This is a genomic window from Pseudomonas sp. LBUM1651, from assembly GCF_059716135.1.
Map to the genome: position 1 here is coordinate 3,707,167 of NZ_CP166805.1, position 22,590 is coordinate 3,729,756.

Annotated in this window: 25 protein-coding genes and 2 pseudogenes; 12 read left to right on the plus strand and 15 right to left on the minus strand. The window is 60.6% G+C overall.

What is annotated here, in order from left to right:
• The first annotated feature begins 124 nt into the window (after window positions 1–124).
• Together ACA066_RS17180 and ACA066_RS17185 are read left to right on the plus strand one after the other, a co-directional pair.
• The gene (locus tag ACA066_RS17180; RefSeq protein WP_497695888.1) at window positions 125–808 is read left to right on the plus strand and encodes a response regulator transcription factor; all 684 of its coding nucleotides are present in this window, start codon (window positions 125–127) and stop codon (window positions 806–808) included.
• The gene (locus ACA066_RS17185; protein ID WP_497695889.1) at window positions 786–2,180 is read left to right on the plus strand and encodes a sensor histidine kinase; all 1,395 of its coding nucleotides are present in this window, start codon (window positions 786–788) and stop codon (window positions 2,178–2,180) included. Before ACA066_RS17180 ends, ACA066_RS17185 begins: the two co-directional genes overlap by 23 nt.
• 141 nt (window positions 2,181–2,321) lie before the next feature.
• On the opposite strand, the gene ACA066_RS17190 is transcribed toward ACA066_RS17185, so the two are convergent.
• From ACA066_RS17190 to ACA066_RS17200, 3 genes are read right to left on the minus strand one after another with little or no spacing between them, the layout of a single operon-like run.
• A complete protein-coding gene (locus ACA066_RS17190; protein WP_497695890.1) occupies window positions 2,322–2,732 on the minus strand; it encodes an SRPBCC family protein in 411 nt (136 codons plus the stop codon).
• Between the two features lie 28 nt (window positions 2,733–2,760).
• Window positions 2,761–3,558, minus strand: coding sequence for an SDR family NAD(P)-dependent oxidoreductase (locus ACA066_RS17195; RefSeq protein ID WP_214384449.1), 798 nt, complete (start codon window positions 3,556–3,558; stop codon window positions 2,761–2,763).
• 2 nt (window positions 3,559–3,560) lie between these two features.
• Entirely contained in the window at window positions 3,561–4,577 is a 1,017-nt protein-coding gene (locus tag ACA066_RS17200; RefSeq protein WP_497695891.1) for an aldo/keto reductase, read from the minus strand.
• A gap of 116 nt (window positions 4,578–4,693) precedes the next feature.
• Between ACA066_RS17200 and ACA066_RS17205 the strand changes: the two genes are divergently transcribed.
• Window positions 4,694–5,593, plus strand: a complete 900-nt coding sequence (locus tag ACA066_RS17205; RefSeq protein ID WP_497695892.1) for a LysR substrate-binding domain-containing protein — start codon at window positions 4,694–4,696, stop codon at window positions 5,591–5,593.
• 240 nt (window positions 5,594–5,833) lie between these two features.
• Window positions 5,834–6,751, plus strand: coding sequence for a LysR substrate-binding domain-containing protein (locus ACA066_RS17210; protein ID WP_497695893.1), 918 nt, complete (start codon window positions 5,834–5,836; stop codon window positions 6,749–6,751).
• On the opposite strand, the gene ACA066_RS17215 is transcribed toward ACA066_RS17210, so the two are convergent.
• A complete protein-coding gene (locus tag ACA066_RS17215) occupies window positions 6,672–7,265 on the minus strand; it encodes a DinB family protein (protein WP_497695894.1) in 594 nt (197 codons plus the stop codon). The two genes, ACA066_RS17210 and ACA066_RS17215, sit on opposite strands and share 80 nt — an antisense overlap.
• A gap of 430 nt (window positions 7,266–7,695) precedes the next feature.
• Here ACA066_RS17215 and ACA066_RS17220 point away from each other — a divergent pair, with 430 nt between their 5' ends.
• A complete protein-coding gene (locus ACA066_RS17220; RefSeq protein WP_461950043.1) occupies window positions 7,696–8,013 on the plus strand; it encodes a DUF2388 domain-containing protein in 318 nt (105 codons plus the stop codon).
• 68 nt (window positions 8,014–8,081) lie between these two features.
• On the opposite strand, the gene ACA066_RS17225 is transcribed toward ACA066_RS17220, so the two are convergent.
• On the minus strand, window positions 8,082–9,011 hold the full coding sequence (locus tag ACA066_RS17225) for a pyridoxal-phosphate dependent enzyme (RefSeq protein WP_497695895.1): 930 nt from the start codon (window positions 9,009–9,011) through the stop codon (window positions 8,082–8,084).
• Between the two features lie 102 nt (window positions 9,012–9,113).
• A complete protein-coding gene (locus ACA066_RS17230) occupies window positions 9,114–9,905 on the minus strand; it encodes an SDR family NAD(P)-dependent oxidoreductase (RefSeq protein ID WP_497695896.1) in 792 nt (263 codons plus the stop codon).
• A gap of 123 nt (window positions 9,906–10,028) precedes the next feature.
• Between ACA066_RS17230 and ACA066_RS17235 the strand changes: the two genes are divergently transcribed.
• Entirely contained in the window at window positions 10,029–10,973 is a 945-nt protein-coding gene (locus ACA066_RS17235) for a GlxA family transcriptional regulator (RefSeq protein WP_497695897.1), read from the plus strand.
• A gap of 113 nt (window positions 10,974–11,086) precedes the next feature.
• On the plus strand, window positions 11,087–11,746 hold the full coding sequence (locus ACA066_RS17240) for a methyltransferase family protein (RefSeq protein ID WP_497699899.1): 660 nt from the start codon (window positions 11,087–11,089) through the stop codon (window positions 11,744–11,746).
• 124 nt (window positions 11,747–11,870) lie between these two features.
• Here ACA066_RS17240 and ACA066_RS17245 read toward each other — a convergent pair whose 3' ends face one another.
• The 5 genes from ACA066_RS17245 to ACA066_RS17265 form a co-directional block, all read right to left on the minus strand.
• Entirely contained in the window at window positions 11,871–12,539 is a 669-nt protein-coding gene (locus ACA066_RS17245) for an HAD-IA family hydrolase (protein WP_497695898.1), read from the minus strand.
• Window positions 12,540–12,627: 88 nt separating this feature from the next.
• Window positions 12,628–13,035 (minus strand): response regulator, encoded by a 408-nt coding sequence (locus ACA066_RS17250; protein ID WP_497695899.1) that lies wholly within the window; start codon window positions 13,033–13,035, stop codon window positions 12,628–12,630.
• Between the two features lie 416 nt (window positions 13,036–13,451).
• Entirely contained in the window at window positions 13,452–13,712 is a 261-nt protein-coding gene (locus tag ACA066_RS17255; RefSeq protein ID WP_497695900.1) for a pentapeptide MXKDX repeat protein, read from the minus strand.
• A 52-nt stretch (window positions 13,713–13,764) separates the two neighbouring features.
• Window positions 13,765–14,544, minus strand: a complete 780-nt coding sequence (locus ACA066_RS17260) for a molybdopterin-dependent oxidoreductase (RefSeq protein ID WP_497695901.1) — start codon at window positions 14,542–14,544, stop codon at window positions 13,765–13,767.
• Window positions 14,541–15,161 (minus strand): cytochrome b/b6 domain-containing protein, encoded by a 621-nt coding sequence (locus tag ACA066_RS17265; protein ID WP_497695902.1) that lies wholly within the window; start codon window positions 15,159–15,161, stop codon window positions 14,541–14,543. The genes ACA066_RS17260 and ACA066_RS17265 overlap by 4 nt, the downstream gene beginning before the upstream one ends.
• A 188-nt stretch (window positions 15,162–15,349) precedes the next feature.
• On the opposite strand from ACA066_RS17265, the gene ACA066_RS17270 reads away from it, so the two are divergent.
• The gene (locus ACA066_RS17270; protein WP_497695903.1) at window positions 15,350–16,285 is read left to right on the plus strand and encodes a class I SAM-dependent methyltransferase; all 936 of its coding nucleotides are present in this window, start codon (window positions 15,350–15,352) and stop codon (window positions 16,283–16,285) included.
• A gap of 135 nt (window positions 16,286–16,420) precedes the next feature.
• Here the strand turns inward: ACA066_RS17270 and ACA066_RS17275 are convergent, their stop codons facing one another.
• Window positions 16,421–17,194 (minus strand): helix-turn-helix transcriptional regulator, encoded by a 774-nt coding sequence (locus tag ACA066_RS17275; RefSeq protein ID WP_497695904.1) that lies wholly within the window; start codon window positions 17,192–17,194, stop codon window positions 16,421–16,423.
• A 111-nt stretch (window positions 17,195–17,305) separates the two neighbouring features.
• Here ACA066_RS17275 and ACA066_RS17280 point away from each other — a divergent pair, with 111 nt between their 5' ends.
• Window positions 17,306–18,409 carry a polyamine ABC transporter substrate-binding protein gene (locus ACA066_RS17280; protein ID WP_497695905.1) on the plus strand — a complete coding sequence of 368 codons (1,104 nt, stop codon included), beginning with the start codon at window positions 17,306–17,308 and terminating at the stop codon, window positions 18,407–18,409.
• A gap of 173 nt (window positions 18,410–18,582) precedes the next feature.
• Window positions 18,583–19,701 (plus strand): DmpA family aminopeptidase, encoded by a 1,119-nt coding sequence (locus ACA066_RS17285; protein WP_497695906.1) that lies wholly within the window; start codon window positions 18,583–18,585, stop codon window positions 19,699–19,701.
• Here the strand turns inward: ACA066_RS17285 and ACA066_RS17290 are convergent.
• Window positions 19,658–19,864, minus strand: a pseudogene (locus ACA066_RS17290) (flavodoxin family protein); the annotation flags it as partial. The gene ACA066_RS17285 and the pseudogene ACA066_RS17290 sit on opposite strands and share 44 nt — an antisense overlap.
• 1 nt (window position 19,865) lies before the next feature.
• Between ACA066_RS17290 and ACA066_RS17295 the strand changes: the two are divergent.
• Window positions 19,866–20,159, plus strand: a pseudogene (locus ACA066_RS17295) (TetR/AcrR family transcriptional regulator); the annotation flags it as partial.
• 232 nt (window positions 20,160–20,391) lie between these two features.
• On the opposite strand, the gene ACA066_RS17300 reads toward ACA066_RS17295, so the two are convergent.
• A complete protein-coding gene (locus ACA066_RS17300; protein ID WP_497699900.1) occupies window positions 20,392–21,009 on the minus strand; it encodes a TetR/AcrR family transcriptional regulator in 618 nt (205 codons plus the stop codon).
• A 164-nt stretch (window positions 21,010–21,173) separates the two neighbouring features.
• On the opposite strand from ACA066_RS17300, the gene ACA066_RS17305 reads away from it, so the two are divergent.
• Window positions 21,174–21,614, plus strand: a complete 441-nt coding sequence (locus ACA066_RS17305) for a hotdog fold domain-containing protein (protein WP_497695907.1) — start codon at window positions 21,174–21,176, stop codon at window positions 21,612–21,614.
• A gap of 127 nt (window positions 21,615–21,741) precedes the next feature.
• Here ACA066_RS17305 and ACA066_RS17310 read toward each other — a convergent pair whose 3' ends face one another.
• Window positions 21,742–22,431 (minus strand): GNAT family N-acetyltransferase, encoded by a 690-nt coding sequence (locus ACA066_RS17310; protein WP_497695908.1) that lies wholly within the window; start codon window positions 22,429–22,431, stop codon window positions 21,742–21,744.
• Window positions 22,432–22,590 lie beyond the last annotated feature (159 nt).

Consider the following 22,590-nt stretch of genomic DNA (forward strand, 5'->3'; position numbering starts at 1 on the left):
TGGCCATATGATATCAATGAATCTTTCGTCCCATGACCCACATGAAAGTTAATTTAAAAAGTCATCGGCAATTCTTGGCAGAATGCCCACACACTTGCCTTGAACTGACTATCAGGTCCGCCCTATGACCCGCATCTTGACCATCGAAGACGACGCCGTGACCGCCCGGGAAATCGTCGTTGAATTGAGCAGCCACGGCCTCGACGTGGATTGGGTCGACAATGGCCGCGAAGGCCTTGAGCGCGCGGTCAGCGGCAACTACGACCTGATTACTCTCGATCGCATGCTGCCCGAGCTCGATGGCCTGGCGATTGTCACGACGCTGCGGACCATGGGCGTGGCCACGCCGATCCTGATGATCAGCGCCCTCTCCGATGTCGATGAGCGCGTGCGCGGTTTGCGTGCCGGCGGGGACGATTACCTGACCAAACCCTTCGCCACGGATGAAATGGCCGCGCGGGTCGAAGTGTTGCTGCGTCGGCAGAACACCGTGACCGCCCAGGCCACCACGCTGCGGGTGGCAGATCTGGAACTGAACCTGATCAGCCACGAAGCCAGCCGCGACGGTCAACTGCTGACGCTGTTGCCCACCGAATACAAGTTGCTGGAATTCCTGATGCGCAACACCGGGCAGATTCTGTCGCGGATGATGATTTTCGAAGAGGTCTGGGGCTATCACTTCGACCCCGGCACCAACCTGATCGACGTGCACATCGGCCGACTGCGCAAGAAGATCGACCCGCCCGGCAATGTCCCCCTGATTCGGACTGTGCGAGGCTCGGGTTATGTCATTGCCGAACCCCTCTAAAGGCTGGCGTTCTTCCAGCAGCCGCTTGCTGGCGCTCTACAGTTCGCTGTTCGTGCTCTGGAGCGGAATTCTCATGGGGGTCATGTATTACGAGGTGTCCGCGTACCTGGACAACCTGGCCAAGCACTCGCTGATGCAACGTCAGCATCTGTTCTCGCGCTTTTCCGGCGAACAACTGGTGGACGCCCTCGCCGTCAGCATGACCTTCGACATTCGCGGCCTCGACGCCTACGGCCTGTTCGATGCCGAGCATCGCTACCTCAGCGGTGCCCTGCGGCACATACCCGCAGGCCTGCCGCTGGACGGCAGGATTCATATGCTCAACGACTGCGCCGAATCCGACGACCCGACCCTGCCCAGCGACAGTTGCGATGCGGTGGCGACCCAGACGCGTGATGGTCGCTGGCTGATACTCGTGCGCGACAACGGCTCGCTGTTCGCCGTGACCCGGATCATCCTCCACGCGCTGTTCTGGGGCGTGACCCTGACCATTTTGCCAGGCATCGTTGGATGGCACCTGTTGCGCCGTCGACCGCTGCGGCGCATTCGCGGGATTCAGGCCAGTGCCGAGGCGATTGTGGCCGGGGATCTGACCCGGCGTTTGCCGCTGTCCAATCGCCGCGACGAACTGGACATGCTCGCCGCCATCGTCAACGCCATGCTCGAACGCATCGAACGTTTGATGAACGAGGTCAAGGGTGTGTGCGACAACATTGCCCACGACTTGCGCACGCCACTGACCCGCTTGCGGGCGCAGTTGTACCGCATGCAGCAACAGGCGGGCGAAGGTTCCCAGGAAGCCGCGCAACTGGATTCAGTGTTGAGTGAAGCGGACACGCTGATGGCGCGCTTTCGCGGTTTGCTGCGGATTTCCGAGCTGGAAGACCGGCAGCGGCGCTCCGGTTTTGTGCAGCTCGACCCGGTGCCGTTGTTGCAGGAACTGCACGACTTTTATCTGCCGCTGGCGGAGGAAGACGAGCTGGTTTTCAAGCTGCAATTGCCCGAATCATTGCCGGCGCTGAATGGCGATCGGGCGCTGCTGTTCGAAGCCGTGGCGAATTTGTTGAGCAATTCGATCAAATTCACACCGCCGGGCGGCGAGGTGATTTTGCGCGGGGTCAATGAAAATGGGCATACGCGGATCGAAGTGCTCGACTCCGGACCGGGCATTCCTGCGGCCGAACGGGAAGCCGTGTTCCAGCGCTTCTATCGCGCCGAAGGTGGCAATCAGCAAAGCGGATTCGGGCTGGGGCTGTCGATCGTGGCGGCGATTGTGAGCCTGCATGGGTTTTCGCTTGAAGTGGATACCAGTGAGTTGGGTGGAGCGAAATTAGTGCTCGACTGCCGGCAGAGCCTGATGCCCCAGACCTGACACAAATCTCCTGAACTGACACAAAACCTGTGGGAGCGAGCCTGCTCGCGAAGGCTGCCTTCCAGTCAACATTGATGTTGTCTGACACGACGCTTTCGCCGGCAAGCCGGTCTCGCTCCCACAGGGGATTCGTGGTGTTTGTCAGGCCGGGTAGTTGGCTCGAAGGGCATCAAGTCCACCCTGGTAGATGCCGCCAAACAGCGCCGTCACCTCCTCCTCACTCACACCAACCGGAGCAAACCGACCCGACCAGGTCACCCGCGCCCCCTCCCCCCGCGCTTCAACGCGAATCGTCGCCAGGTAATCAGTCGCCGGGAACGGCGCCTGCAATATCGAGTAGCTGTACGTCTTCCCGGCGTTATCAAACGCCTCCAGCCGCTCAACCACCACCGCGCCATCCGCCGTTTGCAGACTGCGCACACGCCCGCCTTCGCTCAGCTCACTTTTGGGAATGAACGGCAGCCAGTCCGGCAGCGAATTGAAGCCACCGATCAATTGCCAAACCTGGTCGGCCGAAGCCGGGATGTCGATAAACGCTGATGCAGTTGCCATGTAATTTTCTCTCTCAATCAAAAAAAATTCAGATCGCCATGCTGTCGACGACACCGCCGTCGACTCGAAGGGCTGCACCGGTTGTTGCCGACGACAGCGGCGAAGCGATATAGGCCACCAGGTTGGCGACTTCCTCGACATTCGCCACGCGCTGGATGATCGACGTCGGCCGGGCCTTGCGCACGAAGGCGTCGGCTTCTTCCCGGACACTGCGCCCGGATTCAGCCGTGGCGTCCTTGAGCATCTGCTCCAGACCATCGGTCAACGTCGGGCCGGGCAGGATCGCATTGACCGTCACGCCAGTGCCCGCCAGCCGCTTGGCCAGGCCATGGGATACCGCGAGGTTGGCGCTTTTGGTCACGCCATAGTTGAGCATGTCGGCCGGAATCGCGATCCCGGATTCCGAGGAGAGGAAGATCACCCGGCCCCAGCCCTGCTTGACCATGTCCGGCACGTAATGCCGTGACAGGCGCACACCGGAGATCACGTTGACCTCGTAGAACCGCGTCCACTCGCTGTCCGGCGTGTCGAAGAAATCCACCTCGTTAAAGATGCCGAGGTTGTTGACCAGAATGTCGGCGCGCGGCTCGGCGGCGAACAATTGCTCGGCGCCTTCGGCGGTGCCGAGGTCTGCGGTCAGGCCGCGCAACTGTGCGCCCGGCACGCTCTGGCGAATGCTCGCCAGCGCTTGCTCGACCTTGGCCGTCTCGCGGCCGATCACCACCACCGTGGCGCCGGACTCGGCCAGTGCCTTGCTGATGCCCAGGCCAATGCCGGCGGTGCTGCCGCTAACGATGGCGAGTTTTCCCGTCAGATCGATCTTCATGTTCAAACTCCTGTGACAGGCAATGGAGCGCGTTCAGACACCAGCTTCGCTTCGCGCATCGCTTGCCAGAACGCAGCGGGAATGACTGCCGACAACGCAGCCACATCTTCAGCAATCCGGTCCGGACGGCTGGACCCCGGAATCACCGCCGCGACGGCAGGATTTGCCAGGGAGAACTGCAACGCAGCGGCCTTGATGTCGACGCCGTGGGCCGCCGCGATGCGTTTGATCTGCTCGACTTTATGGATGATCGCCGGGCTGGCCTTCTGGTATTCGAAGTGCGCGCCACCGACCAGAATGCCCGAGCTGTAAGGGCCACCGACCACGATCTCGACATTCTGTGCCAAGGCAGCGTCCATCAAACGTTGCAGGGCACGATCGTGATCCAACAGCGTGTAGCGGCCCGCCAGCAGAAAACCGTCCGGTTGGGCCTCGGTCAGATCAAGGGTCAACTCGCAAGGCTCGACCTTGTTCACACCCAAGCCCCAGCCTTTGATTACGCCTTCTTCACGCAAACGGGTCAGTACCTTGAAAGCGCCGGTGCGGGCCTGGTTGAAGTACTCCAGCCATTGATCTCCGTAGAAGTCCTGCGCGATGTCATGCACCCAAACGATGTCCAGGCGATCGGTTTGCAGGCGCTTGAGGCTGTCTTCGATGGAACGCATCGTTGCGTCAGCGCTGTAGTCGTTGACGATCTTGTTCGGGCGACCGTGCTCGAACACCCCGCTCTTCTCGCCCAGATCACGGGCAGCGGCGTCTTCGATTTCGTCGAGAATCACCCGACCGACCTTGCTGCTCAGTACGTAGTCGTCGCGGTTGTATTGGGCCAGCGCGGCGCCGAGGCGGATCTCCGACAGGCCCGAACCGTAAAACGGCGCAGTGTCGAAGTAACGCACACCGGCATCCCAGGCGGCGTGCACGGTGGCCATCGCCTCTTCTTCCGGGATGGCGCGGAACATGTTGCCCAAGGGGGCAGTGCCGAAACCCAGCGTGCCGGGCAGTTTGTCTTTCAAGCTCATGGGTGATTCCTCTTGATGTCAGTGGTCAGTCAGATGACCGATGAGCCAATCCTAGATTGCGAGGATCGGACCGTCCAAGACATAATGTGCAGCACTTGAGTCTCTAAAGGTCTTACATGATCGACATTCGCCAATTGCGCTACTTCGTTGCCGTCGCCGAAGAAGAACACGTCGGTCGCGCCGCCGAACGCCTGCACATTTCCCAGTCGCCCCTGAGCCGGCAGATCGCCCAGCTTGAGGAACGGCTGGGCCTCACCCTGTTCGAGCGCAGCCAGCAGCGCATTCGGCTGACTCGCGACGGCCAGACCTTTCTCGCCGAAACCCGCGCCCTGCTGACCCACGCCAATCGCCTGGAGTCCCTCGGCAAACGCCTCGGTCGTGGCGAAGAAGGCGGCCTATGTATCGGCTACATCGAAAACGCCATGCACGCCGGCGTCCTGCCGAATGCCTTGCGGGTGTTGCGGGTGGACCGACCAAACGTGCACGTCGCGCTGTACAACCTCAGCTCCGCCGAACAACTCGAAGGCCTGCGTCAGCGTAGCCTCGATATCGCGCTGGTCAGCGAACCGCCCGTCGCCGACGATCCGGACTTGCTGGGTTTTCAGGTGCTCGACGACCCGATGCTGCTGGCGCTGCCCGAGCACCATCCCCTCGCACACCAAGCGACATTGACCCCGGCAGACCTCGCCGATCAGGAATGGATCGGCGTGCAACACCGACAGAACTGTGCCAGCCGCGAAGACTTCGTCAGTGCCTGCATCCGCGCCGGTTTCACCCCGGACATCCGCATGGAAGCCACCGAACCCTTTACCGCGTTGGGGTTGGTGGCGTCAGGGTTGGGCATCGCGATGATTCAGAAAGGCTTGAGCCGAAATGCGCCGCCGGGCGTGGTGTTGCGGGAAGTGCCGTGGATTGCGTTCACCACGCCGCTGTGGGCGGCGTGGCACCGGATCAATTTGCGGCCGTTGGTGGAGACGTTCAGGAAGGTGTTGACTGAGCCGGGTTCGGCTACATAAGACAAGGCGGATGATCCCGATGCCCTTCAGTTAATGCAGTCCATGTGGGAGCGGGCTTGCTCGCGAAGGCGGTGTGTCAGGCAAAAACAATGTCGACTGACACACCGCCTTCGCGAGCAAGCCCGCTCCCACATTTGTTTTGCATTCACTGATGAAATCGCCGGTCTGCCGGCTTTCACCGCAGGCTCAAGGTTTGCTGCTTTACTGAAAAGACCCCGCCCCCCTGCGAGTAACCCCGCCATGAACCGCAACGACCTGCGCCGCGTGGACATGAACCTGTTGGTGGTTTTCGAAACCCTGATGTTCGAAAAAAACCTGACCCGGGCCGGGGAAAAGCTGTTCCTCGGTCAGCCTGCCGTCAGTGCCTCGCTGGCCAAGTTGCGCGATCTGTTCGACGACCCGCTGCTGGTGCGCAACGGTCGTGTGCTGGAGCCAACCCAGCGCGCACTCCAGATTCTTAAAGAGTTGCAGCCAGCAATGGATACCATTTCCGGCGCGGTCAGCCGGGCCAAGGATTTTGACCCGTCCACCAGCCGCGACGTGTTTCGCATCGGTCTGTCGGACGACGCCGAGTTCGGCCTGTTTCCGCCGCTGCTCAAGCAAATCCGCGAAGAGGCGCAGAACGTTGTGGTGGTAGTGCGGCGGGTGAATTTCCTGCTGATGTCGTCGATGCTCGCCAGCGGCGAGATTTCCGTCGGGATCAGCTACACCACGGAACTGCCGGCCAACGCCAAGCGTAAGAAACTGCGGGACCTGAGCGTGAAGATCCTGCGCGGCGACAATCGTCCCGGCGCCCTGACGCTGGATGATTACTGCGAACGGCCTCATGCCCTGGTGTCGTTTTCCGGGGACCTGACCGGCGCTATCGACAACGATCTGGCGCGCATCGGTCGCTCACGCCGCGTGGTGCTGGCGGTGCCGCAGTTCGCCGGACTACGCGCCCTGCTGGCCGGCACCGACATGCTCGCCACGGTGCCGGATTACGCCGCGTCTGCGCTGATCGAAGGCAGCCAGTTGCGAGCCGACGACCCGCCGTTTGACATCAACCTGTCCGAGCTGTCGATGGTGTGGAACGGGGTCAACGATAACGATCCGGCAGAACGTTGGTTGCGCTCGCGAATAGCCCAACACATGTCGGCGCCACTGCCGGGGCATTGACCGCGTTGAAGCCCGGATCGGTCTCGCGCAGGAAAATCGGCAGGTCCGTCATCGGCGGCATGGCCGGAATGTCGAAATACATCTGGATCACCCAGCCACGGTGGTAACTGGCGTGATTGACCACGTGCAGCAGCATCGCGCCGGCGCTCATGGTGCCGCTTTCGCCCGAGACAAACGTGAACTCGACGGGTTTATCCAGCGACGCCTCGGTCTGCCATTCGCTCCAGTTGCAGTACCAATGATCGATGTCCTTTTGCGCCATGCGCAGGTCAGCAAGGTCGGGATGCAGCAGATCGTGTGAAGTCTTGAAACCGTGCCCCCGGCCTTCGAGGTGAGCCTTCCAGATGCAGTCCACCACGTAGATGTGGTTCAAGGTGCCGATTATGTTCTTGAACACCGAGACCCGCGCTTTGTTGACCTCGCCCGGCGGCAAATCGGCCAGGCTGTCAAAGAGCCGCTGATCGGCCCAGCGTTTGTAATCGGCCAGCATGCGGGCCGTGCGTACGTTGATCATCAGAGGTCTCCCATTGCAATGGGCGCTCTGCAAAGCATAGTCCTCATGGCGTGGGGGACGTGCGGACACTGATCGTCGGTCGGTCAGCGGCCAGGCTCAGTACAGGCAGTTGCTGCAAGCGAAGCGGTTTTCACGGTGAATGATAGAAGATCAAAAGTTCGCAGCCTGCGGCAGCTCCTACAGGGGTCGCGTACACCCGATAAATCCCGGTTGCATGCAGTCGGTGTAGGAGCTGGCGCAGCCTGCGATCTTTTAAAGGCGACGTGTCAATGCACACTCACTGGCCCGCGCGTGTGGCGAGGCCAGGCTGGCAGATCCGCGGCTGCTGGTTGAAGTGATAGTTTGTGCCGCAAGGAACTCCTGACGGCCGCCGCATATCCTAAACTGTAAGGTACTTCCTTTACGCTTCACGCTTTCGGAGGAAACCGTCATGCGCCGTCTGATCATCATCTCTTCCCTTGTGTTGTGCTTACCCTTCGGTTCGGCTCTCGCGAAAGTGGATGCGGGCGATGTGGCCACCTCGGCCGGGGTTTCTGCTTCGCTGTACTCGACGTTCAAAGACGACAAACTCATGATCCCAGCCCGGGATGATGCCTCCAGCTTCGTGGCCAGTGGCGGTGCGATTCGTGGCGTGTATCTGGAGTCGGTCATGAAGCAGATCCGCCAGGACAATCCCGGGCTGAACGCCAGCGACGAAGACCTGGCCAGAGCCATTCTGATCCAGGACGGCGCTGCAGCGGGGCAATGAAGGCTGAAACAGTCGCGGTGGGCGTGTGACACCTGGCCAGGCGTTTGCGGCCCGGCTTTGCTTTCCGGCTACTTTGCGCTTTCAGCGGATGAACGCGCCCATCCGGCAACGAGTTGTGCGTTGATGCTGACGCCACCGCACACCACGATCACCACGTCATGGGCACCGGCAATTGCCGGGTGGTCCAGATAGCCGATGGCCAACGAAACACCGCACGCCGGTTCAACCAGCTGACGCAAATCGTTGGCGTAACGCACCACGCCCATGATCGCTTCGTCATCGCCGAGCACCACGCATTGGTGAGGAAAATCGAGGATATGTTGCACTGGCCAGGCAGCCACTTGAGCCGCGCCGAGGGAGGTGGCGACGGTGTCGATGCGCGAAAGCCTGACGGGATGCCCGGCCTTGACCGCAGCCGCAAAAGACGCCGCACCCTCGGTTTCGCAAGCGACGATACGGCAATCCATACGGCCATGCCGAATCAATCCCGTGAGAAGGCCTGCCAGCAAACCCCCGCCCCCCACCGACGTCACCAGCGTATCGACTTGAGGACAGTCCTCGAGAATCTCATCGATCATCGTGCTGTGCCCTTCCCACAACACCGGATGATCGAAGGCCGGCACGTATTCGGTGTCCGCCCCTTGTGAAAGCTCCTTCGCCCGCTGATTGGCGTCGTCCCAGACCTTGCCGTGAACGATCACTTCGGCACCGGTTTTGCGAATCCTCGCGCGAGTGCTTTCCGGGGTGGTGTGCGGCACCACGATGCAGGCTTGCAAGCCCAGGCTGGCCGCCGCGACAGCGGTGGCGAAACCGGCGTTGCCCCCAGAAGGACAGACCACCTTGCGCTTGCCCGCGGCCTTTGCCTGGCTGCACAACAGCCCCATGCCACGCAGTTTGAACGAGCCACTGGGTTGCAGGTTTTCCAGCTTGAGCCAGATTCGCCGAATGGAGGTCGACAAGCCCGGGTGCAGGATCAAGGGGGTTCTGATGTGAAGCATGTTGGGTTCCTCGGGCGCGCACCGACTTATCGAGTGGTTCAACGAGTCGGTGTTGAGCGGTCCTTATCCAAGCTTAGATCACCCTGGCCCGAGCTTGCCGTTTCAGCGATAACGCGGTGCCGCCGCGGAGTTGCCGAACAGGCCCGACAGGGTTTTGCGCTGGGCTTCGTAACGGTCCCATTGCGAGCCGTCGTGCAGGCCCGGAATGGTCACAACTTCTCCATTCGCCAGCCCTGCCAGCGCAGCATCGACCATGTCCTCGGCGGTCATGACGATTTCCTGAGGCAGGTTTTCCACCGGGTTGCCCGCCTCGCTCCAAAAATCGGTGGCGGTGGCGCCAGGCAGTACGGCCTGAATGCGAATGCCTTTGTCGGCCAGCTCATGGTGCATCGACTGGCTCAGGCCCAGAACGAACGCCTTGGTCCCGCCGTACACGCCATTAAGAATCTCGGGGGCAATCGCCACGATCGAGGAGATGTTGATCACGGTGCCGTTGCCACGGGCGACGAACCCGGGCGCTACCGCGTAGGCCAAACGCATCAGTGCGGTGACATTCAGGGTGATCATGTCTTCCATGTCATCCACCGGGCTCCCCAGCAGCGGCATGACGGCGCCGACCCCGGCGTTGTTGACCAGCAAGGTGATGCTGGCATCGGTGCGTAGAATCCTTTCGACCCGCTGCAGATCGGCCTTGTCTTTCAGATCGGCAGCGACGACCTCCACGGCGCGACCGGTTTCGTTGCTCAGGTGATTGGCCAGGGCGTTCAACTTGGCCTGGCTGCGGGCGACCAGAATCAGATCGTAACCCTGACGGGCGAGACGATCGGCGTAGACCGCGCCGATGCCGGAAGAAGCGCCCGTGATCAGGGCGGTGCCTTTGGATGAGAGAGCCATGTTCAGTGTCCTTCACAGTGAGGCGAGGTATTCGCCGGGTGTGACAGTTATAAATTGACTGACCTTCGTCTCAAATGACGTTTAAAGTACGCTTTTAGGACATGTCCTTTTGAGGGCCTATCGATGACTTCCGTGGCGTTTGTGGTGTTTGAGGGTTTTCAGTCCATGGCGCTGGCGGCCATGCCGGTGTTCGAGTACGCCAACTTCAGCGCCGACGAAGCGCTTTACGAAGTCAGCGTACTGTCCGAGGACGGCCGCACCTTGCGTGCTTCCGGTGGTTTGAGTGTCGGCACTCAGGCGTTCGATGAGCGGGTGTTCGATACGGTGATCGTGGTCGGCGGCGATGCCATTCTCGAACAGGCGCCCGAGGGTGTGCTGGATTACCTGCGCGCCAGCGTTAAAACCGCGCGGCGCACGGCGTCGATTTGCTCCGGGGCGTTCGTCCTGGCCCAGGCCGGTTTGCTCGAGGGACGGCGGGCGACCACGCACTGGGCTTATGCACGGGAACTGCAAGCGCGGTTTCCGTCGATCAAGGTCGAAGAGGACCGCATTTACGTGATTGACGGCTCGATCTGGACTTCAGCCGGCATGACTGCCGGTATCGACCTGGCGCTGGCGATGGTCGAAAAGGATCACGGCCCCGAACTCGCCCGTTCCGTGGCGCAGAAACTGGTGATGTACCACCGGCGTGCGGGCGGCCAGTCCCAGCATTCGGCGCTGCTGGAACTGGAGCCGAAATCCGACCGCATCCAGACCGTCCTCGGCTACGCCCGGGAACACCTCGCCGAGGCGTTGTCGGTGGAACAACTGGCAGACGTGGCGCGCCTCAGTCCGCGCCAGTTCAGCCGGGCGTTTCGTGCTGAAACCGGCCAGTCGCCGGCCAAGGCCGTTGAAAACCTGCGCCTGGAAGCGGCACGACAGATGCTGGAACGCGGACGATTGAACCTCGATCAGATCGCCACCGAAGCCGGCTTCAGTGATCGCCGGCGTATGCGCGAAGCCTTCCTCAGAGCCTTCGGCCAACCGCCGCAAGTGATTCGCCGCAGTGCCCGAGCCGAGCCCCTGTAGGAGCCGGCTTGCTGGCGATTGGACCTTGAAGCAGGTGGTGATTTTGAGAACGCCATCGCCGGCAAGCCAGCTCCTACAATGTATGGAGTATTCGTTCGAAGTGCGGGGTGACTATGAAAATCTCGGCCAGACTGGCGTTTTTCGCCATCGTGAGCACCCTCGCCTACCTTGGGCTCGCCGTATGGGGGTTGGGCGGGTTTGCGGCGTTTTTCTCTCATGCGGCGTTGGTGGTCGTTGCCCTGGCGACCCTGGCGATGGCGATCGCGTCGCTGTTTACCGAGGTCAATCTCAGCTCCGGCGAACGGGAAGACCGGGCCAATCGCTGGGTGCTGCCGGCCTTCGGGGTGATCGGGATAGTGAGCGGTTTTTTACCGGCCTACGCCGACCGGATCGATTTTTGGACCTTCGGTGGCGAAGGCGTGCGCTGGCTCGGGGCGTTGCTGTACATCGTCGGCGGTGTCTTGCGCATGTGGCCGGTGTTTGTGCTGGGCAAGCGTTTCAGCGGACTGGTGGCGATTCAACCGGGGCACCGACTGATCACCGACGGGATTTATCGAACGTTGCGCAACCCCAGTTATCTGGGGATGTTGGTCATTGCCCTGGGATGGGCGCTGGCGTTTCGTTCCGGCGTTGGCCTGTTGCTGGCAGCGTTGACGGTGATCCCGCTGATCTCCCGCATTCACGCCGAAGAAGCGCTGCTGCGCGCGCAGTTTGGTGGTGAATATGAGGCTTATTGCAGCCGTAGCTGGCGGTTGATTCCCGGTTTGTACTGAAGAAAAACGACCTGTAGGAGCGAGGCTTGCCCGCGAAGGCGTCGGCACAAGCAACAACAATCCCATGATCCACCGCGACGAACCATTCGCGGGCAAGCCCCGCTCCTACAAGGGCCGGTGTCGGTTAGGAGGCAAGCAGGCGGACTTGACCATCGGGGTCCACCTGGACGGCAACAGAGTCATAACTAACCATCGTTGCATGCGGCGTTTCAATCGGATGCTCGTGGGTCGAGGTGATGATCACAAGGTCAGCCCCCGCCGCCTCTGCCGCGAGAATACCCACCGTGGCATCTTCGAAGATCAGGCAATCGATCACTTCGACGCCCAACCGTCGCGCCGCCAATCGATAACCCGCAGGATCGGGTTTACCAGCGCTGACATCTTCCGCCGTCACCATCACCGCAGGTTCCGGAATCCCCGCTGCCGCCATCCGTCGCAGCGCCAGTGCCCTGGGCGCAGACGTCACGATGGCCCACTGATTGGTCGGCAGCGAGGTCAGGAAATCCGCCGCACTGGCCACCTCGACAATCCCCTCGACGTCCTCGATTTCCGCTTGGGTAATCCATGCCGCTTCAGCCTCGGCATTGACACCCGGCAAGGCCTGGCGGTTAACCGTGTCGATGGCCCGGGCGCCATGAATGGTCGGCAGGAAGGACTCGACATCCACGCCGTGGCGCAAGGCCCAGGTGGTCCAGATGCGCTCGGCGGCGGCGATGGAATTGAGGACGGTGCCGTCCATATCAAACAGAAAGGCGCGATAAGGTTTGTTGAAAACCGAATGTTGAGCTGACAAGGATGAGCGTCCTTTTACAAGAGCCGGGCGGGTTTGCCGAGCAATGTAGCATTTGCGAGTTGCGCTGGGCTCAACCGCCCGCTGATATTCAGCCCACCGTCTTCGACTTCAATGCACGTTCCACGCAATCGAGCAATTGCCCCAGCGCCCAGGGTTTCTTGATGAAAGACACTTCATGTCTCACCCCGGAAGAATCCGGTGTTTCGAAGCCGGACATGATCATGATCGGCTTGTCCGGCCAACGGTCGCCGAACAGATTGGCCAGGTCCGCGCCATTGAGTTGGCCGGGCATGGTGATGTCCGTCAGCAGCAGTATCACGTTGTCGGCGTGCTGCTCCAGGTAACCTGCCGCAGCATCCGCGCTGGTCTGTGGTTCAACTACAAAACCCTCCTCCTGAAGAATTTCGCAGAGAAACTCCAGGATCAGCGGGTCATCCTCCACCACAAGAATCAACCCACCAGGAAGGTGCTCGCCCGCCATCGATACTGGACACATGACTTTGCCACTCCCTGATTGCCTAATGATTTTCCGCGGGCTCAACTCCGCTACTTACAGGTATGAGCAGCGGGCTCGGCGGAAATTCATTTTTGATACAGGCAAGTGAAAAAATCAGGCGTCCTGCAAAATCAGATCGGCGCCCTTCTCCGTCACCATAAGCACCGCCGCATGCGTATTGCCGGACGTTTCTCATGGGTGAAAACGCTTGTTTTTGTTGTTGATGAGCTGTGTTTGCGATTTTTTAACACTGGGGGTTGGCGGGGCTGTAACCATTAAAAGTCATACCCTGGAATGCACAACCCTGTAGGAGCAGAGCTTGCTCGCGAAAGCGGAGTGTCAGGCAACAAAGATGTCAGCTGACACTCCGCTTTCGCGAGCAAGCTCTGCTCCTACAGAGGATCGCGTTGATTGGATTACTGCGACATGTTGTCCTTTTTCATGGCGTCTTTGGGCATGGCGTCCTTCTTCATCGAATCCTTGGACATGGCATCTTTCTTCATTGTGTCCTTGCTCATGGCGTCCTTTTTCATCGTGTCTTTTTTCATGGCGTCCTTGGACATCGAATCCTTGCTCATGCTGTCATTGCTCATGCCGTTGGTGGCTTCAGCGGCAAACACACTGGCAGCACCCATGGCGAGGCACATGGACAGAACGACGGTGGTCAGCTTTTTCATGATGAAACTCCTTGAAGCACAGGTTGCGGGTAAGTGAAGTTGTCGGGCACCGTCAGCTGCCACCGAACCAGTTGTAGCCCTGGTCTTCCCAGTAGCCGCCGCTGTAGGTGTTGCTGACGAAAATCGCCTGGATATGTTTGGGGTTTTTGTAGCCGAGCTTGGTGGGCATGTGCAGCTTCATCGGGAAGCCGTATTCGCGCGGCAGCACCGCGCCGTCATAGGTCAGCACCAGCAGGGTCTGCGAGTGCAGCGCGGTGGCCATGTCGATGCTGGTGTAGTAGTCGTCGGCGCATTTGAAACCGACATATCTGGCACCGGTGTCGGCCCCGACCCGTTTCAGGAAATCGCTGAATCGCACGCCGCCCCAACGCCCGATCGCGCTCCAGCCTTCGACGCAAATATGCCGGGTGATCTGCTCGTTCTGTGCCATGGCACGCAGCTCTTCGAGGCGCCAGCTGCGTTTGTCGGCCACCAGCCCAGTGACCTCCAGTCGATAGCTTTCTTCCTCGACGGTGGGTGCCTCGTCGATGCCGTAAAAGGCATTGAACGGAAACGGCCGGGTGATCATCGACGCCGGATAGGTCGGCGCCAGCGCATTGGGATTGAACAGCCAGCCCTGCACCCGATCGTTGAACCGCGACATGGAGGACAACGCAGTCTCGACGCTTTCGTTGTCGGTGATGTTGCAGCCGGACAACATGGCCACGCCGCCGAGGGTCAACCCACGCATCAGGAACGAGCGGCGTGAGCGGTCCTCGATCTGCGGCGCAATGATTTTCCGGGCGTCTTTCAGGATGGACGACTCGTCCAGAACCTCGATGCGCTTTTTCATACGGGCTCCTTGCGACCGACGATCATGGCCAACAGCGTTTTGGGAACGAGCGCGACCATCACCAGATGCACCGCCACAAAGGCCATCAACAGCGCCATTGCGATGAAATGCACATGACGCGCGGTTTCGTAGCCGCCGAGCAATTCACGCAACAGCGGAAACTGGACGGACTTCCACAACACCAGCCCGGAGATCACCAGCAGCGTGATGTCGACCATCACGAACAGGTACGCCAGCCGTTGCACCTGGTTGTAATGACTCAGGTCGGCATGCCCCAGACGCCCGCGCAATGCGGCCCCAAGGTCATGCAAAACACCTTTTGGCGACACCGGGAAAAAGCGCCGTGACAGACGACCGCTGGCGAGGTTGATGATCAGGTAGACGAGGCCGTTGATGGCGAGGAACCACATCGCCGCGAAATGCCATTGCAACGCACCCCCGAGCCAGCCGCCCAACGTGATGCCTTTGGGAAAACTGAAGTCGTAAAGCGGGGAAGCGTTGTAGATACGCCAACCGCTGGTGACCATGACCAGCACCGCAAGTGCGTTCAGCCAATGGGTGAGCCGTAGCCAGCGAGGATGAGTGCTGACCGTAGGTGAAGCAGGCAACTGCGACATGATGGGCTCCCGGCGGTTGTTGTTATTCGTTGGAGCCGAGTATGGAAGCCGACAGATCGCCAAATCCTCACGTAAAGTTAAATTAACCGTGATAACTAACCCCTCGATAACCTGTGGGAGCGAGTCACCCGCCCACTCGCTGCAAATGTGGTTAAAATGCCGCCCCCTCAAATCGCCGACCCGACCCGATGAATTCAGAAGCGCTTTCCACCCTCCAGGACCATTTGCTCAAAGCCCTGGCGGCAGCCCCGGAAGAAACCCGCCGACTGTTCCACGGTCGCGGTCGATGCTGGCCGGGTCTGGAGCAACTGACCGTCGACTGGCTGCAGGGCGTGGTGCTGGTGTCGCTGTTCAAGGAGCCTGAAGCGGCGCAGCTGGATGCGTTGAAACAGCGGCTGATGGAGATCACCCGGTCGCCCGAGTGGACGCAATCCGGTGCGCATACCCTGGCGCTGCAGCATCGTTATCTGTTGCAAAGCACCACCGAATGGCTGGTCGGGGAAGTGATCGAGGACATGACCATCACCGAGGGCGGCCTGCGTTATCGTGTGGACCTGGGTCGCAAGCAGAACACCGGGCTGTTCCTCGACATGCGCTACGGCCGCGATTGGGTGCGCGCCAATGCCCAGGGCAAGCGCGTGTTGAACCTGTTTGCCTACACCTGCGGTTTTTCGGTGGCGGCCATCGAGGGGGGCGCGGAACACGTGGTCAACCTGGACATGTCCAGCCCGGCCCTGAGCCGTGGCCGCGACAATCACCGGCTCAACGGGCACGACCTGGGCAAGGTGAGTTTTCTCGGACACGACCTGTTCAAATCCTGGGGCAAGGTGATCGGCAAGGGCCCGTATGACCTGGTGATCATTGACCCGCCGTCGTTTCAGAAAGGCAGCTTTTTGCTGACCAAGGATTACCAGCGCGTGCTGCGTCGGTTGCCGGAATTGCTCAGCCCGCAGGGCACGGTTCTGGCCTGCATGAATGACCCGGCGTTTGGTGCGGATTTCCTCATCGAGGGTGTGATGCGTGAAGCGCCAAGCCTGCGGTTTGAGCAACGGCTGGAGAACCCGCCGGAGTTTCCGGATGCGGATGTCGAGTGTGGGTTGAAGGCGTTGGTGTTTCGGCAGTGAGACCGAGTCGCGGCCTTCGCGAGCAGGCTCGCTCCCACATTGGAATGCGGTCAAATGTGGGAGCGGCGGTGCGACGATTCGACTTGCTCGCGAAGGCGGCCTGACAGTCGATCAATATTTCTGAGATGTACCCAATCAACGCGGCCGCAACACCAACGCAAACAACTCCCCATGTCCGTTCACATTGAGCTTGTGATAGACGTTGCGCCGATGCACCTTCACCGTTTCCGGCGAGATCCCCAGTTGCTGGGCAATCGCCTTGCTGGAGAAGCCCTGAAGAATCAGCCGCGCCGTTTCGATTTCCCTCACCGTCAAACGCGCATCAAAGCGATCCAGCAGGGTCGCCAGATCCCCGGCCACGGCCTCGGTGGCCGGGCCTTCCGGTGGCATCCATTGCAGGTGACGGCGCATCGCGGCCAACACCCAGTCACGCACACAGAGCAGACGGCCCTGCTCTTCCAGGGTAAAGCGCGTCGAGCGACCCAGTGACAAACCGAGCACGGCACCTTCGGCGTTGATCATGAACTGCAACTCATCACCACCCACCACCGTGCGGAAGTAGCTCAGGTAGTACTCGCTCTGCTGAAACTGGTCGGGGGCCACCGATTCGAGGCTGTGCAAACCGTCGGCGATGCCGGCGCAGGCCGCCTGATAAAACGGATCGAGCAGGTACATGCCGGCGCTGTAGTCGGCCAGTTCTTCAGGTTCGTTGCCGCTGCCCCTGGTGTCGAAATCAATCAGCAGGCGCGGCACTCGCCCAGGCGTCATCACCGCGACCAAGGCGTTGTCCAGCGGCACCAGCAGCCGCAGCGTGTCGACCAGCGCGCGCCAGAAACCGTCCTGCCCCAACGCGCCAAACACCCGCGCCAGGCCCTGGTGCACCGGCAATTCCTTCAGCAACGCGTCCACGCTCTACCCCTTTCGAGTAACCCATGATGGGAGTGGGTGTGTCCCCGGCCCGCCGATACGCTGCAAGCACCTGTTCATCACCGGCCTGCAGCAGGCCAGGAGTGCCGCATCATGAGTCGTCCCCGTCAACAGATCAATCTTGGGCTAAGCGCCTGTTTGTGCGTCTCGCTGTCGGCGGTGGCTGCCGAGGGCCCGACGGTTCACGTCTACAACTGGTATGACTACATCGGCCCCAACACCCTGCACGACTTCAAGCGCGACACGGGAATCTCGCCGGTTTACGACACCTTCGACAGCGCCGAAGTGCTGGAAGGAAAACTGCTCACCAGCCGCAGCGGCTATGACGTGGTGGTGGCCAGTAACTTCAGCCTGCCGACCCTGATCAAGGCTGGCGCACTCGCACCCCTGCCCCATGCGCAGATGCCTGACTTCAAAAATATGGACGCTGATCTGTTGGCGAAACTGGCCAACAACGATCCGGGCAATCAGTACGCCGTACCGTACCTGTGGGGCACTAACGGCATCGGCTACAACATCGACAAGGTTCGCGCCGCGCTGGGCGACAAGGCGCCGGTGGATTCCTGGGAGCTGGTGTTCAACGAAGCCAACCTGGCCAAACTCGGCCAGTGCGGCGTGGCCATGCTCGACTCGCCGTCCGAGATGCTGCCGGTCGCCCTGCACTACCTCGGTCTGTCGCCCAACAGCACCAACCCCGAGGACTACAAGAAAGCTGAAGCGCTGATGCTCAAACTGCGTCCGCACATCGCCTACTTCAACTCGTCGAAGTTCATCAGCGACCTGGCCAACGGCAACATTTGCGTGGCGGTGGGTTGGTCGGGCGCGATGCTCGAAGCCAAGACCAACGCCGAGCAAGCCAACAACGGCGTGAAGATCGCCTACAGCCTGCCGAAGGAAGGCGCGCCGGTGTGGTTCGACACCCTCGTGTTGCTCAAGGATGCGCCGCACCCGGAGCAAGGGCTGGCGTTCATCGATTACTTGATGCGCCCTGAAGTGATTGCCCCGGTCAGTGATCACCTCAACTACCCCAACGGCAACCGCAGCGCCACGCCACTGGTGGCCGAAGCGACCCGCAACAATCCGGCGGTGTATCCGTCCGCCGAGGCCTTGGCCACGTTGTTCACCCTTCAGCCGCTGCCGCCGGCCACCGAGCGGGTGCGGACGCGGATCTGGAGCAAAGTCAAAAACGGTCAGTGAACCACCGCAAAAACCTGTGGGAGCGAGACCGGCTTGCCGGCGAAGAGGGAGTGTCGGTCGACATCATCTTTGCCTGACACACCGCCATCGCCGGCAAGCCGGTCTCGCTCCCACAGGGTCCGCGTCCAACCTTACCCACTTTTTTCTGCCACGAATTGAAGATGAGAGAACCCATGAAACCACGTGCCCGTGACCTGAACCTCCAGTTCGGCCAACTGCAACCTGGCCCGCTCAATGCCATCACCGATGTACCCGACGTCCGGGTCGGCCACAGCAATGTGCGGGGCCGCAGCGCGAATGGCCGCGACATCCTGACCGGCGTCACCGTGATCGAGCCGCGCGCCGGTTCCACCAGTGAGCAGCCGTGCTTCGCCGGCGTACATGTACTCAACGGCAACGGCGATGCGACCGGTCTTGAGTGGATTCGCGAAGCCGGTCTGTTGACCAGTCCGGTCGCCTTCACCAACACCCACAGCCTGGGTGTGGTGCGCGATGCGCTGATCGTGCTGGACCGTGAACAGCAACCCGACGACGGACGACTTTACTGGAACATGCCGGTGGTGCTGGAAACCTTCGACGGCTTGCTCAACGACATCAATGGCTTTCACGTGAAGCCCGAGCATGTGGCCGAAGCCCTGCGCACGGCAACAGGCGGGCCAGTGACCGAAGGCGCAGTCGGTGGCGGCAGCGGCATGATCTGTCACGAATTCAAGGGCGGCATCGGCACCGCTTCGCGACGCCTGAGCAGCGCCCAGGGCGGTTGGACCGTCGGCGCCATCGTCCAGGCCAACCACGGCATCCGCAACGAATTGCGCGTCGACGGTTACCCGGTCGGGCGCTACATGGAAAAGGCTGACTCGCCATTTCTCAAGGCCTCGTTGCCCCATCCGGGCATGGGTTCGATCGTCGTTTGCCTGGCCACCGATGCGCCGTTGTTACCGCATCAATGCACCCGCCTCGCCCAGCGCGCCAGCCTCGGCCTCGCGCGCACCGGCGGCGGTAACGAAGACCATAGCGGCGACATCTTCATCGCGTTCGCCACCGGCAACGATGTCCCACCCGCTGCTTATGAAAGCAAGAAGGCGCCGACAACAGACAACCTGAGCATGGTCAACAACGACCACATCAGCGAGTTATTCCTGGCCGCCACCGAAGCCGTGGAGGAAGCGATCATTAATGCCCTGCTGGCCTCCGACACCGCCGAGGGCAATGGCCATGCGGTGCCGGGACTGGACGCCGATACGCTGCTCAAAGCCTTGCGTCGAGCCGGCTGGCCGGGCGAACAGGCATAACGGAATCGGGATGTCCGGACGCCGTCAGGAGCTTGAGCCCCAAGGCTCGTGCGGCGTCCAGATGCACCGCCGGGTCCTGGATTTCCGACTCCAGCAGCAGTTCGGACGTCAACACCTGCGCACCGCAGTAATCAAAAATCCCGTAGTCGATCTGCGTTTTCATCGGCGTGATCGCTGCGTTGGCCAGCTCGCCGGAACTGGAGAAGATCAAGCGCGAGTACGAAGCGATCTTCCTGAACAAATGCCGATCCGCCCTCGTCCCCTTCGCTGGCGCGGGTGAGATCACGGCAGCGGGTTTGCGGGCCATGCTCGGTGCGGTGGAAGCCTTGTCCCACGCTGCCGCGACGGGCGAAATCAGCGCCGGACAGGCGCAGGACGAGCTGTTCGAAACCATCGTCGCAATGGTTGAAAGATGCGCGCGTGGCAGGGCTGGCACGGATGCGACTAGCGGTACTTGAGTGCCAAACCTCATCTTCCTACGATGATTCTACGCAGCCGTTTGTTTGCTCAACTCAGCGGTTGCGTAGGTGGTGAGTGATCTGAACCCCTACCAAGCTCACCGCTTGTTTCACGTGCATCTTGAGCCTCAAGGGCTCTACTTCCTCCCCATCAAAGAGCCTTGAGGCTCTTTTTTAAGTGCACGAATTCCAGACAGGAAAAAGCCCGGCATCTGACCGGGCTTTGTACTGATCAGTCGCCGGAAATCGATCGCCACGCCGCTTGTGCAAGCTTGTCCCTGTACACCTTCGGACTGCCCTTTACCCGGCCTGATAACCATGTCCTGCAATAGTTGTCTGCCTGGCCAATGATCAGCGACAGCAGCAATTCGGCCGGAGAGCCTTTCAACTCGTCGCCTCTGGCCGAAGCCGACAGCCATTCCAACAGTTGCTTGTTGCGCGCCTTGTTGCGGGCAGTCAGTTCGTCCTTGAAAGGCCCTTTGGTGACGGCAAATCGCGCGTGGTACTGGAAGCGCGCCCAATCGGGTTGGCTGTCGACCCAATCCACATAACTGTGCACCAACGCATACACGCCTTCTTGCGTCGTTTTCGCGTCGCTCAAATAGCTGTCGCGCAGCCTGGCCTGATCGTCCAGGGCGGTGAAAAACAGCGCGGCCACCAAACCTTCCTTGTTCCCGAAGTGGTGATAAATCGCGCCCACGCTGGTGTCGCATTCGGCGCGGATCATTTCAATGGTCGTGGCCTCGATCCCCTGCTCGTTGAACAGCGTGAGGGCCTTTCGAAAAATATCTCGCTTGAGTTCAGCGCGTCTTCCGGGGTAGCAGCGCTCGAGTAAATCTGACGTTTCCATGCTCAAAACAGTCCCAAAAAATCAATGGTGAAGGCAGGTGACGGCCATCGGACACGTGGGACTAGGTTGACAGATTTCCCGTCGACAGAATACTGTTCCGTCACAGAACAATATTCTGTAACAGAACAATATTCTGATAATCCGATCATCAGTGAGGGTTCAAAATGAGTCAGTTTCTCAGCATGTTTAACAGCGCCGGCCCGCAAGCCTTCAGCAAAATGGCCTGCCAGGTTGCGCCCTACTTCAGCACCATCAATCCGCTGGTCACGGAGTTGCGAAAAGGCTCCGCGACAGTGCAGGTGCCGTTCGCCAGGGAAATCACCAACCACCTGGGCACCGTGCACGCCATTGCCATGTGCAATGCGGCTGAACTGGCGGCGGGAATGATGACCGACGTGTCGATTCCCGAAGGCGCACGCTGGATTCCAAAAGGCATGACGGTCGAGTACCTGGCGAAAGCAAAAACCGACGTTACGGCAGTGGCTGATGGGGGTGGCGTCGACTGGACCACGGAAGGCGACAAGATCGTGCCGGTGGACATTCTCGACGTCGAAGGCAGGAAGGTGTTCACGGCGCGGATCACCATGAACGTGAAGCTTTCTTGAACGCTGGCCGAACCGCCTGAGTGAATGCAGAACAACTGTGGGAGCGAGCCTGCTCGCGATGGCGGTGGGTCATCCACCATTTACATCGACTGGCCCGCCGCCATCGCGAGCAGGCTCGCTCCCACAGTTAACCGAGTTTGCCCGTGTGCTCGCGGACAAACTCATTGGCCTTGTACGTCAGCTGATCCAGATGCCGGTCCCGCTGTTTCTCTGCATCGAGCATCGCGCGCTTGCCGTGCTTTTGCAGCAGATAGGTATGAATCTGCCGCACCTCCAGCGAGCTGTAGATTGACGCCACATCCAGCAGCCCCATCAAACCGCCGGAGCGATGATCGCGGGTGTTCATCAGCACCTGAGTACCGCGCACGCCCACCACCTGGAACCCCATCGACTCAAACCACGGCACTTTGGCAACAGCGCAGGTCAGCTCGGCATGCGGGTAGCGACCGACCATTTCCCGCAGCATCTTGCGCGCCACGCCCTGACGCCGATGACCGGCCTGCACCGCCATGTACGCCACGCCGCACGCCTCGGGATCGTCCTTGACCGGCAGGTACAGCAAGAAGCCGATGACGGTTTCCGGATCATCCACGTCCGTCGCGACGATCAACTCCACTGCAATCCCTTTCGCCCCGCTCAGCGCCTCCAGATAGAGGTGAACCTCATAGCCGATCGCGTACTGGTACACGTTGTACAACAGGTTGCTCGGCGGGATGGCGACCATGCTGATGTCGGTCAGGTTGTCGACCACCATCTGCAGGATCTGGCTGGAGACGGGCTCGGGGCACGGGGTTTTGAAGTGGGTGATCTGGGGCATTGAGGCTCTGAACTCTGGGGGCGGACGGGCGTGCGTATCATAACGTGCTGGAGTGACCGAAGGGGGGTGTCAGTTGGCAGCTGTGCCGGTTGTTCGGGCCTCATCGCGAGCAGGCTCCCACATTAGATCTTCAGTGAACACGAAATCTGTGTACGCCGA